This window comes from Actinoplanes sp. NBRC 103695 (assembly GCF_030269485.1).
Lineage (GTDB): Bacteria > Actinomycetota > Actinomycetes > Mycobacteriales > Micromonosporaceae > Actinoplanes.
Genome location: NZ_BSTL01000002.1, coordinates 1 through 12,219, shown reverse-complemented (window position 1 = coordinate 12,219; position 12,219 = coordinate 1). Strand labels below are relative to the sequence as shown.

The following is a 12,219-nucleotide window of genomic DNA, read 5'->3' as shown; positions in this document are numbered from 1 at the left end:
CAGTGGTAGATCAGGGCGGCATATCGAGGGGGATACCGCCCTGACCCACCACTCCCATCCCGGTCCTACCACCAACGCGCGGTCCTACCACCAACGCGCGGTCCTACCACCGCGCCCGGCCACGACCGCGAGCGGCGGCAGCGACGGCGAGCACGCACCCGGGGGCCTGGCAACCGGGCCCGACCCCACGACCGACGAAAGAGGCCGCAACCACCGCGAGCACACACCCCAGGGGCCCGGCAACCCGACCCGACCCCACGACCGACGAAAGAGGCCGCAACCACCGCGAGCACACACCCCAGGGGCCCGGCAACCCGACCCGACCCCACAACCGACGAAAACGGCCGCAACCACCGCGAGCACACACCCCGGTCGCCTGGCAACCGGGAGACCCGCGCTGGGCGAAAGCGGCCACAGCAAGGACCTGCCGAAACGCCGGCGGGCGGCGAAACATGCCGAGGCTTGTCAACGCTCTGGGACGCCGGGGACGTCTGAGTACAGGTGCCTTTCCGGCATCGGTGGCTCTGATGTGAGGGTTGTCGAATTGATGAGTTGAGGTAGGTTTCGCCCCTCATGGACCACCACTCCCCTATGGACGGAGTTCAACGTTGCGGACGAAACGGTTGATCGCTGGCGGAGTCGCGGCGGTCGTCACCGCCGGGCTCGTGTCGGTCACGATGACGGCTCAGGCCGACACCAAGGAGCCGCCCCCGGCCCTTGCCGAGTTCCTGCAGACCAAGATGGACGAGCTCGCCTTCCAGGAGGTGCTCGACCTGGACCCGCCGACCCAGGCCACGGCCAGGGCGAAGGCGAAGGCGACCACCGACAAGGAGGCCGCGCCGCGGGTGAAGGGTCTCGCCGCCGCGGCCGCGGAGCCGATCTCGCAGCAGCCGCAGATCGACGCCACCGTCCTCGAGCTCGACCGCTACGGCCGGATCACCGGCTCGGCGACCGTGCTGATGAGCCCGCAGTACCAGCACGGCGTGGTCGTGCCGGTCGACGCGAACCATCACACCACTGCCGTGCGGTGGCGGCAGTGGGATGATGCCGGCTGGTACGCCAACCAGGCACAGGGCACGATCGACATCGTGCCCGGCCGGGAGAACGCCGAGCTGGACTTCATGTCGCCGTACCCGGCCTCGGTGCTCAAGCTGATGGTCAACTTCGGGGTGCTGCGCCTGGTCGACCAGGGGCAGATCACGCTGGCCGACACGTACGCCTACAACCCGTCGCCGATCAGCTCGCTGTGCGGTGGCGCGAGCAGTGACACGATCGGCAACTACGTCGACAAGTCGCTGACCGAGTCGTCGAACGCGGCGACCTGCGCGCTGGTCAAGATGCTGCACGACCGCGGCGCGATCGACGGGCTCAACCAGGCGTTCCAGGACCTCGGCCTGGAGACGTTGCAGCTGAAGAACACCAACCCGGTCAACGGCGGGCGCTGGGGCAACCCGGTCACGATGACCTCGCTGGACACCGCGAAGCTGCTGTCCGTGATCAACGGCGGCGCGGGCACGCTGTGGACGACCCCCGCCGGTGTGCCGGTGACCAGGAACGCCCTGTCCTCCGCATCGCGCAAGCTTTTCATGTCCAAGCTCGGCCAGCAGGGCTGGAACTGGATGTTGTCGACGCCGAACTACTGCGGCCGGGACTACCCGGCGCCGGGCATCCCGCAGAAGGTCGCGGACCGGTGGATCGCCGCGGACGGCACAGTCACGGTCGCGGGTGAGGCCTTCGGCCAGGACGTACGGCCGTGCAACGCGGCCGCCGAGGTCACCTTCGCCCACAAGCCGGGCTGGGTGAACAACACCGGCTCCGACGCCGGCATCGTCAAGTCGCTGCCCGGCAAGGCCGGCCGGCACTACATCATCGCGGTGTTCTCGAACCTCGGTGACCAGTACACGGACCCGAACCGCCCGGCCACCCCGCCCGGCACGGTCCCGGTCGAGTACACCGAGAAGTTCGCCAAGCTCGGCGCCGCCGTCGACCAGTACGAGGCGGCACGGCACTAAGCACGAGACCAGGTAGGCAAGGCTAGGTGAGAGGGAGGAGGGCACCCCGCGTGGGCGGGGTGTCCCAAGTCCTGAGGCGGACCGCGTTGTTGGTGAAGCGCGAACGGTAGGCCGTGGCGCTCAGCCCGTAGTGCGCCCGGAAGCGGCGGGCGAAGTAGTTCTGGTCGGGCCAGCCGACCGACTCCCCGATGCGGGCGATCGGCTCGTCCGTACGCAACAGCTGGGTCGCCGCCAGCTCCACCCGGTGACGCGCGAGATAGGCGATCGGCGGCAGGCCGGTCGCGGCTTTGAAGAGCCGGACCAGGTAACCGGGCGCGAGGTGCAGCGCGTCGGAGAGTTCGCCGAGCGTCCACCGGTGGGCGGGGCGGTCCTCCATCATCTGCATCGCCTCGACGACCGCGGGATGGGTGGCGTGCACGATGCCGGCCAGCACGTCGCCGCCGTCCACGATCACCGCGCGGGCGAGGGCGCTGAGGAACAGCGACAGGCGGCCGATGACGTCGCCGCGGTAGAAGCTCATCGGCTTGAGCCGCAGCGCGCCGAGCGCGTCCAGGTGGGTGACGCACTCGGCGAGGTCGGCGGGGCCGAGGTGGGCGGCCAGGATGCCGCGGCGCTGGCCCGAGTAGGGGCCGCTCCAGAGCAGGTAGCCGAGCAGCGGGTCCTCGCGGGTCCAGGCCAGCTCGTGCTGAAGCAGCTCGACCGAGAAGCAGCAGTTGTACATGTCGAGGCGGCGGCAGTCCTCGTAGCCGTGCCACACGCCGGGCCGCAGGAGCACCATGTCGCCGACCCGTGCCCGGGTGCGGCCGGCCAGGCTGTGATGCACCCCGGAACCCGAGGTGACCAGGGCGACCTCGACGAAGCTGTGGGTGTGCGTGGGGCAGACACCCTCGTGCAGCCAGTGGCCGGCGTAGGCCACGGCGCCGTCGGTCAGATGCATGAGATCGGTTGACGTGTTGACCGGCAACTCGCTCATCGGCCGAGTATAGGGCGGGTCAGGAACCGCTCCCAGGTGAAGTTCGTGCTAGTACCGGTCAAGTCTGGACTACCTGTGTGTGACCTGAGCCACGCAGGATCGGGAGACGGCCGCAATCCCCCCGACATATCCCGGAAAACCCGCCTCAACAATTGCGCCTTGTCAATGAATCGTTTCAGGAGCCTCGCACATGCCACATCGCCTCCGCTTCGAGCACCACACGGATGCCCTCGGCATCGGCACGCCGGCGCCCCGCCTGTCCTGGTGGAACGACGAGCCCCAGACCGCGTACGAGCTGGAGATCAGCCGCAACGACGGGCCCGCCGAGACATTCCGGGTCGAGTCGGACGAGCAGGTTCTGGTCCCGTGGCCGGCCGCGCCGCTGAAGTCCCGTGACCGGGTACGGGTCCGGGTACGCGTCAACGACCAGTGGAGCGAGTACGCCGAAGCGGAGGCCGGCCTGCTCGACCCGGGCGACTGGACCGCCCGATTCGTCCAGGACGCGCGGAACGCCGAGACGCCGATCCTGAGCGCCACCATCGATCTGCCCGAGGGCACCACCCGGGCCCGCCTGTACGCGACGGCGCACGGCCTCTACATCCCGCACCTCAACGGGCAGCGCGTCGGCGACCACCAGCTCGCTCCCGGGTGGACCGCCTACCACCACCGGCTGCGCTACCAGACTTTCGACGTGACCGACCTGGTCCGCCCCGGCGCCAACCGGCTCGACATCCAGCTCGGCAACGGCTGGTACCGCGGCCGCCTCGGCTTCCGCGGGCAGCGCGGCCTCTACGGCGACCGCCTCGCGCTGCTGGCCCAGCTCGAGGTCACGACCGCGGACGGGCAGACGCTCGTGCTCGCCACCGACGGTTCCTGGACCGCCCGGGACAGCACGGTCACGGCCAACGACCTCTACGACGGCCAGACCACGGATCTCCGCCGGGTCGGCCTGCCCGAGCAGCCGGTCGAGGTGGTGGACGCCGACCTCAGCCTGCTCGTGGCGCCGGACGGCCCACCCGTACGCATAACCGAGGTTGTCAGCGCCACAACGATCACGACGTCGCCGGAAGGGAAGACCCTCGTCGACTTCGGGCAGAACGTCGTCGGGCGGGTACGGCTGACCGTCCGCGGTGGCACCGACGGCCAGGAGATCGTGATCCGGCACGCCGAGGTGCTGGAGGACGGCGAGCTCGGGGTCCGCCCGCTGCGCACCGCCAAGTGCACCGACACCTGGATCCTGGCCGGCCCGGACGAGGTCACCCTCGAGCCCGAGCTGACCTTCCACGGCTTCCGCTACGCCGAGGTCACCGGCGTCCCCGCCCTGAGGGCCGACGACATCAAGGCCGTGGTGCTGCACTCCGACCTGGAACGCACCGGCTGGTTCGAGTCCAGCCACGAGCTGCTCAACCGCTTCCACGAGAACGTGGTCTGGGGCATGCGCAGCAACTTTCTGGACGTGCCGACGGACTGCCCGCAGCGCGACGAGCGGCTCGGCTGGACCGGCGACATCCAGGTCTTCTCCCCCACCGCCACGTTCCTGTACGACAGCGCCGGCTTCCTCACCAACTGGCTCGCCGACCTGGCCGCCGAGCAGCAGAAAGACGGCTCGGTGCCGTTCGTGATCCCGGACGTCATCCGCGACGCGGGCCCGGCCGCCACGGCCTGGGGCGACGCCGCGACCGTGGTGCCGTCGGTGCTGCACCGGGCGTACGGCGACGCCGGGATCCTCGCCCGCCAGCTGCCGAGCATGCGCGCCTGGGTGGACCGGATGGTCGAGCTGGCCGGGCCGGACCTGCTGTGGGCGGGCGGCTTCCAGTTCGGTGACTGGCTGGACCCGACCGCCCCGCCGGCCGACCCGTTCCGGGCGAAGGCCGACCCGGACGTGATCGCCACCGCGCACCTGGCCCACTCGGCGCGGTTGACCGCCGACGCGGCCGGAATCGCCGGCGACACCGCCACGGAGGAAAGGTATGCCGACCTGGCCTCGAGAGCCCGGGCGGCGTACGCCGAGGAGTACACGACCGCCGGCGGCCGGGTGCTCTCCGACTCCGCCACGAACTATGCGCTCGCCCTGCACTGGGGACTGCTTCCCGATGCGGATCAGCGCGAGCGTGCCGGGCAGCGGCTCGCCGACCTGGTGCGGGCGTCCGGGTTCCGGATCAGCACCGGCTTCGTCGGCACCCCGCTGATCACCGACGTGCTGACCGACGCGGGCGAGCCGGAGCTGGCGTACCGCCTGCTGCTGCAGACCGGCTGCCCGTCCTGGCTGTACGCGGTGACGATGGGCGCGACGACGGTGTGGGAGCGCTGGGACAGCATGCTCCCGGACGGCAGCATCAACCCCGGCCAGATGACCTCGTTCAACCACTACGCGCTGGGCGCGGTCGCGGACTGGATGCACCGCCGGGTCGCCGGCCTCGCGCCGGGAGATGCCGGTTACCGCTCTCTTTCGGTACGCCCGCTGCCCGGTCACGAACTGACGTCGGCGAGCGCGCGGCACCTCACTCCGTACGGCGAGGCCTCGGTCGCGTGGGAACGCGCGGACGGCCGGCTCACGCTGCGGGTCACCGTGCCGGTCGGCAGCACCGCCACGGTCGAGGTGCCCGGCGGCGACACCGCGGAGGTCGGCAGCGGCATGCACGAATGGGCCGTCGACGACCCGTACGCCCAAGCTCCTGACCTGCCGGCCGGAGCGACCATCCGGCAGCTGATGGACCACCTGCCGAGCTGGGAACGCGTGGTCGCCGCGGCGACCGAGGCCGGCGTCGCCGACGGCGAGGCCGCGCTGGCCGACCGCCTCGCGCGTTACCTGGACGCACCGATCACCGAACTCGCTGACGCCGCGACGGGGCGCGGCTTCGTTCCTGGCGCAGAAGTGTTCCGCGCCGCCCTGCAAACCCTTCTTGAGAGGTCGAGATGAGATTTCGCACCATAGCCGCCGGGGCGCTGGCCGCGGCGACGATGCTGGCCGGCAGCGCGTGCAGCGCCGGCAGTCTGGGTTCCAGCGACGACGAGGGCGGCGGCGAAGGCGGCAAGGTCACCCTGTCGCTGCTGGTCGACAACAGCGAGGACACGGTCCGCGCCGGCGAGCAGCTGGCCAAGGACTTCACCGCGAAGAACCCGGACATCACGGTGAAGACGGAGACCCGGCCGGCCGGGACCGAGGGCGACAACATCATCAAGACCCGGCTGTCCACCGGGGACATGACCGACGTGTTCATGTACAACTCGGGTTCGCTGTTCCAGGCCATCGCGCCGCAGAAGAACCTGGTCGACGTGAGCGACCAGGCGTACAACGGCCAGCTCGACGACAACTTCAAGAAGACCGTGTCGGCCGACGGCAAGCTGTACGGCGTGCCGTGGGGCACCTTCTCGGCGGGCGCGATCATGTACAACCGCGCCGTCTACGCCAAGCTCGGCCTGCAGGTGCCGAAGACCTGGGCCGACTTCATGGCGAACAACGCCAAGATCAAGGCGGCCGGGAAGGTCGCGCCGGTGATCCAGACCTACCAGGAGACCTGGACGTCGCAGCTGTTCATCCTCGGCGACTTCCACAACGTGCTGGCCGCCGAGCCGGACTTCCCGGACAAGTACACGAAGAACCAGGCCAAGTACGGCACCGACCCCGCCGCGGTGCTCGGCTTCCAGCACCTGCAGGAAGTGCACGACGCCGGCTACCTCAACAAGGACTTCGCGTCGGCGAAGCTGGACGACGGCCTGCGGATGCTGGCCAAGGGTGAGGGCGCGCACTACCCGATCCTGTCCGGCACCATCGCGACGATCGTGGCCAACTACCCCGACCAGGCCAAGGACGTCGGCCTGTTCGCGATCCCCGGCACCGACGCGGCGAAGAACGGCGCGACCGTGTGGACACCCAACGGCCTCTACATCCCGCAGACCACGACCGGCGCCAAGCTGGACGCGGCCAAGAAGTTCCTGGCGTTCGTGGCCAGCCCCGACGGCTGCGCCGCGCAGACCAAGGCGTCCGCCCCGACCGGCCCGTACGGGGTGAAGGGCTGCACCCTGCCGGCCGAGGTGCCGCAGGTGGCGAAGGACCTGCAGACGTACATCGACGGGCAGGGCACGTCGACGCTGGCGCTGGAGTTCCTGTCCCCGGTGAAGGGCCCGGCGCTGGAGCAGATCTGCGTCGAGGTCGGCTCCGGCATCCGCAAGGCTCAGGCCGGCGCCGCGCTGTACGACGAGGACGTGAAGAAGCAGGCCCAGCAGCTCGGGCTGGAAGGTTGGTAGCAGCAGGGGCCCGCGCCGCCCACCGCGGCTCGGGCCCGTCCAGCCCGTACCCCCACTGGTTCTACGCGCCCGCGGCGGTCGTCTTCGGCGTGCTGTTCCTGGTGCCGACCGTCCTGGCGCTCTACTTCAGCCTGACCCGGTGGAGCATCTTCTCCAGCGAGTTCATCGGGTTCGGCAACTACGCCCAGTTCTTCCAGGAGCCGGCGCTGGTCTCCGGCCTGTGGCACACGATGGTCTACGCGGTGGTCACGTCCGGCCTCAAGGTGGTCCTGGGCATGGCGCTGGCCATCCTGCTCACCTCGCAGATCGTGGCCCGCGGCTACCTGCGCTCGGTGGTGTTCTTCCCGGTCCTGGTCAGCACCATCGGCGTCGGCCTGACCTTCGTCGTGCTGATGAATCCCGAGCGTGGCCTGATCAACCAGGCGTTGGGCGCGGTGGGCGTCGACGGTCCCGGCTGGTTGACCGATCCTTCGTACGCGCTGCTGTCGGTCGCGCTGGTCGACGTGTGGAAGGGCGTCGGCCTGGCCACGCTCATCTACATCGCCGGCATCGTGTCGATCCCGCAGGAGTACTTCGAGGCGGCCAAGGTCGACGGGGCGAGCGCCTGGCAGAACTTCAAGAAGATCATCCTGCCACTGGCGCGTCCCGCCACGGTCACGGTCGTCATCCTGTCCCTGATCGGCGGCCTGCGTTCCTTCGACCTGATCTGGGCGATGACCCGAGGCGGCCCCGGCTTCACCTCGGACGTGATCGCGTCGGTGATCTACAAGCAGTACCAGGCCGGCTTCTACGGCCTGTCCACCGCGGGCAACGTGGTGCTGTTCGTCGTCGTGACCGCGATCGTCTTCCCCCTGTGGCGCTTCCTCAACCGTAAGGAGGTGGAGATGTGACGACCCTGCGACGTCCCAACTACCTGTTGAGCGTGGTCGCGATCCTGGTGTCGGTCGTGGTGTTCCTGGTGCCGTTCGCGTTCATCCTGCTGACATCCTTCAAGGACCGCACGCAGGCCGCCGAGCTCGACTTCTCCTGGCCCCGCAACTTCCAGTTCGTCGACAACCTGATGGCTGTCATCGAGGCCCGCGACTACCTGCTGATCATCGCGTTCATCAACAGCACCATCCTCACGGTCGCCAGCGTGACCATCATGGTGGTCCTGGCCGCGATGGTGGCCTGGACGCTGCAACGCCGGTCGAGCCGCTGGAACCCGCTGGTCAACATCCTGGTGCTGTCCGGCCTGATCATGCCTCCGGCCGTGGTGCCGACCATCTGGGTGCTGCAGCGCATCGGCCTGTTCCGCACGATGCCCGGCCTGATCATGGTCGAGGTGGCGTTCGGCCTGTCGTTCTGCATCCTGCTGTTCCGGGCGTTCATCGCCACGATCCCCCGCGAGCTGGACGAGGCGGCGATCATCGACGGCGCGTCACCGTTGCGCCTCTTCTTCCGGGTGATCTTCCCGCTGCTCCGCCCCGTGGCGATCACGGCGATCCTGGTCCAGTCGGTGAACGTCTTCAACGATTTCGTGAACCCGCTCTACTTCCTGCCCGGCGAACAGAACGCGACGGTCCAGCTGACCCTCTACAACTTCTACAGCCAGTTCAACACCCAGTACAACCTGCTCTTCACCGACATCCTGCTGGTCACGATCCCCCCACTGATCATGTTCCTGTTCTTCAACCGCCAGATAGTCGCCGGCATGACCTCGGGAGCCGTCAAGGGCTGACTCTGTGTAGCGGGAAACGACGGCGCGTAGGCGCTCGCTGCGTCTCCGAGGTTCCGGCTCTCCCGGCTCGGCTGTAGACGGCGCGGTGTGAGGGTTGACACACTCGAGCGCGCACTGTGACTATGCGCTTAGTAAGCGATCGCTCGGAAGATGTCGGCCTGCCGCGCGCTGCGGAGCCGAAGGCGACCGCCCGTTCACCAGATGAGGGATTGACCATGAAGGTGTCGTGTGCGTTTCCGACAGCTCTGGACTCGCCCGAAATGATCGCGGTGGCAGAGAGCCTCGGCTACGAGCGGGCGTGGGTCTATGACACCCCGCAACAGAGTCCGGACGTGTGGATGACACTGGCCCTGGCCGCGGTCCGGACCGAACGCATTGGTCTCGGCCCGGGCGTCCTGGTCCCCAGCCTGCGGCACCCGATGGTCAACGCTGCCGCCACGGCGACGCTGTGCGCCCTCGCTCCGGGCCGCGTCGCGGTGGCGTTCGGCACCGGGTTCACCGGGCGTCGAGCGATGGGCTACGGGGCGATCACCTGGTCGTTCATGGACTCCTACATCCGTGCCTACCAAGGCCTCCTGCGCGGTGAGGTGGTCGAGTGGGAAGGAGCCAGCATGCGAATGCTGCACCCTGACGGGCACGCCCCACACCGCCCGGTGAAGGTCCCGGTGATCGTTGGCGCACTCGGCCCGAAGGGCAACAAGGTGGCCAACGAGCTCGGCGACGGACTGTTCACCACCTTGTTGCTGCCGGAGTTCGCACACGACTACCCCTGGTCGGCCTACCTGGCCTGGGGCACCGTCCTGGACGACGACGAGGGCGACGACTCCGAGCACGCTCGCGCCGCCGGCGGCCCGGGATGGGCACTGTCGTTGCACGGCGCCCTCGAGTTCGGCGGGCCTGACGCCGTCCGCGCGCTTCCGGGCGGTGAGCAGTGGATGGACGTGGTGGAGCGAGCACCGGCCGCCGAGCGTCACCTTGCCGTTCACGCCCAGCACTGCGTCGGCCTCAACGAGGCAGACCAGGCCGCCTGGAACGCCGGCGGCAACGTCACTCTGCGCGACGTCACTCTCACCGGCACCCGCACGCAAATGCGCGACAAGCTCGACAAGCTCGACTCGCAGGGGATCACTGAGATCGTCTTCCAGCCGTGCGGTCCGGACACCGAACGGGAGCTCGAGCGTTTCCTCGAGGTCGCGCGTTGAACCCGTCCACAAGCGGCTCGACCCTCCAGCGTGCATCCGCAGCGCACCGGGCCGGGGAAGGGACTGAGCCGATAGCCGATGTCCGGTGTCGGCCCATCCCAGTCGTTGGCGCTTCACGCCGGCAAGGGTCTGCTACTGGGCCCCGCAGCAGACCCTTGCGAACCGCGCCGTTGATCACCAGGCGGGTCAGCACGCCGAGGATCTCGAGAGAGTCGCTACTACGCTCGTTCTGCTTGCCTGTCGCGAACTAGCGCGAGGCTCTACAGCAAAGCATTCTCTCACTCCGGCCGACGCTGGCGTGTCACTTCACGGGCACTTTCATTCGGAACAGCTTCTCTGCATTTCGGAACGCGATCTTTTCCTTGTCTTCGCGTGGCAAATCGACTCCGCGGAACCAGTCGGTCTGCGCCTTGATGTCCGCGAACGGGTAGTCGGTTGCGAACATCACTCGGTCTACGCTTATGAACTTCAGCAGGAGATCGAGCAGTTCGGTCTGGGGGAATGCGCTGGTTGTGATCCAGAAATTGTCCTGGAAGTATTGCTCGATAGGCTTCTTGAGCGAGCTTTTGGTCGGCTCGCCCATGTCTTCGATGATCCGCTTGTAGTAGAAGGGAAGACCTTCGCCCATGTGGCCGATGATGATTTTCAGTTTAGGGAATCTGTCGAAGACCCCGTACGTGATCATCCGAATGCATTGGATCAGCACCTCTTGGTGCCAGCCATATCCAGACCCACTGAAAATGTAGGGTTGGAACTCTTTCGTGTATTGGGACCGTGTGGTGCTGTAGTAAATCTTGAAGACGTCGTCAGCTGGATAGCCGGGATGCAGGTAGATCGGCACATCGAGCGCAACGGCACGTTCCAGCACAGGCTCGAATTCGGGATGATCGAGATACTTCTTCGTGATGTGCCCATTGGTCAGTGCGCCCAGGAAGCCATCTTCCTTCACCGAGCGTTCCAGTTCGTCCGCCGCCGCCTCAGGGCTCTGCAAGGGCAAGGTGGCGAAAGCCTTGAAGCGGCCCGGATATTTGGCGATCGGCCCTTCTACAAGTTGCCGGTTAAGACGATAGGCAAGGTCGATGCCCCTTCGCCCAGGGACGTTTTGTACGGATGGTGTATGAGCAGAGAGGATTTGAACGTTGAGTCCCCCCGCGTCCATATCGCCGATGCGGCGTGCGCCGAGATCCGCGAGACCAATTTCCTCGAGGAACGCTATGTGATCCTTATTGATGGAGTTCAGCTTCAACAACGTGGGAGTCGAAAATGTCTCCTCCGTGCCGATGAAGGGCAGGTCCCGGTCTCGCAGGTAAATGTCCGGAGTCTCGTCCGGAGTCTTGTCCGGAGTCTTGTTCCCGTCCGCTGCCGAAGCAGCGGCATACGTGGACAAGCCGGCACCAGCGCCAAGTACCGTGGCGGCGGCCAGAAAGCCGCGGCGTCCCATGGACTTCATGTCAGTCTCTCTTCAGGTGTTTGTGTGGTGTGGTGTCCGTACGGCATCCGTCTGCGAGATGCTTCAGATCGACCTTCGTCGTTACCAGGCGCCAGGTATCCACCCACGCCGCGTCCCCCCTTCGACCTCGGCGCCGGCCACGCCGGTCCCGCCGAAAAACGGCCGGCCGAGACCAGGGGTCTTCGCGTCCTGCTCGCGCACCGCGGCAGCGCCGCCCGGCGGCAGCATGGTGGACGCCCCGAACTTTGATCGCTCGGGCGGCGCTTTCCCTGACGACACTGCATTGACCTCCATCACTCGCCTCCTACAGACGGGTTACCTCGCTTGTCTGACGACGACTTCCTACCGAGCGAATCTGAGACGAACGTTAAGACCGCCGCTCAGGCCGGTTTGCCGAACCAGGTTCCGACCGCACGCACCAGCGCGGTGTCGTCTCGGCTTTGCCCCCGCCGGGCGGGACCTGGACGTCACGCGCTGGTGTGTGTGTTGGGTATCTGGTTCGTCAAACCGGGTTGAGCGGCGGTATTAACGCTCGTCTCAGGTTCGCTCGGTAGGAAGTCGGCGTCAGGTGAGCGAGGTAACGGGTGTAGGAGGCTATTGATGGCAGTCGACGC

At 67.6% G+C, this 12,219-nt stretch carries 8 protein-coding genes; 6 read left to right on the top strand and 2 right to left on the bottom strand.

From position 1 onward, the window contains the following. The first annotated feature begins 623 nt into the window (after positions 1 to 623). On the top strand, positions 624 to 2,012 hold the full coding sequence (locus tag QSK31_RS02435) for a serine hydrolase (protein WP_285680498.1): 1,389 nt from the start codon (positions 624 to 626) through the stop codon (positions 2,010 to 2,012). A gap of 22 nt (positions 2,013 to 2,034) precedes the next feature. Here the strand turns inward: QSK31_RS02435 and QSK31_RS02430 are convergent, their stop codons facing one another. After that, complete coding sequence (locus tag QSK31_RS02430) at positions 2,035 to 2,985, bottom strand: helix-turn-helix transcriptional regulator (RefSeq protein WP_285680497.1); 951 nt, start codon at positions 2,983 to 2,985, stop codon at positions 2,035 to 2,037. A gap of 190 nt (positions 2,986 to 3,175) precedes the next feature. Between QSK31_RS02430 and QSK31_RS02425 the strand changes: the two genes are divergently transcribed. The 5 genes from QSK31_RS02425 to QSK31_RS02405 all read left to right on the top strand — a co-directional run bounded on the left by QSK31_RS02425 (position 3,176) and on the right by QSK31_RS02405 (position 10,155). Continuing rightward, entirely contained in the window at positions 3,176 to 5,905 is a 2,730-nt protein-coding gene (locus QSK31_RS02425) for a family 78 glycoside hydrolase catalytic domain (protein WP_285680496.1), read from the top strand. Then, on the top strand, positions 5,902 to 7,233 hold the full coding sequence (locus QSK31_RS02420) for an ABC transporter substrate-binding protein (RefSeq protein ID WP_285680494.1): 1,332 nt from the start codon (positions 5,902 to 5,904) through the stop codon (positions 7,231 to 7,233). Before QSK31_RS02425 ends, QSK31_RS02420 begins: the two co-directional genes overlap by 4 nt. Continuing rightward, on the top strand, positions 7,227 to 8,123 hold the full coding sequence (locus QSK31_RS02415; RefSeq protein ID WP_285680491.1) for a carbohydrate ABC transporter permease: 897 nt from the start codon (positions 7,227 to 7,229) through the stop codon (positions 8,121 to 8,123). The genes QSK31_RS02420 and QSK31_RS02415 overlap by 7 nt, the downstream gene beginning before the upstream one ends. After that, positions 8,120 to 8,953 carry a carbohydrate ABC transporter permease gene (locus tag QSK31_RS02410; RefSeq protein ID WP_285680489.1) on the top strand — a complete coding sequence of 278 codons (834 nt, stop codon included), beginning with the start codon at positions 8,120 to 8,122 and terminating at the stop codon, positions 8,951 to 8,953. The genes QSK31_RS02415 and QSK31_RS02410 overlap by 4 nt, the downstream gene beginning before the upstream one ends. A 260-nt stretch (positions 8,954 to 9,213) precedes the next feature. Next, positions 9,214 to 10,155 carry an LLM class flavin-dependent oxidoreductase gene (locus QSK31_RS02405; RefSeq protein WP_285680487.1) on the top strand — a complete coding sequence of 314 codons (942 nt, stop codon included), beginning with the start codon at positions 9,214 to 9,216 and terminating at the stop codon, positions 10,153 to 10,155. Between the two features lie 301 nt (positions 10,156 to 10,456). Here the strand turns inward: QSK31_RS02405 and QSK31_RS02400 are convergent, their stop codons facing one another. Beyond that, positions 10,457 to 11,605, bottom strand: a complete 1,149-nt coding sequence (locus QSK31_RS02400) for an amidohydrolase family protein (RefSeq protein ID WP_285680485.1) — start codon at positions 11,603 to 11,605, stop codon at positions 10,457 to 10,459. Positions 11,606 to 12,219 lie beyond the last annotated feature (614 nt).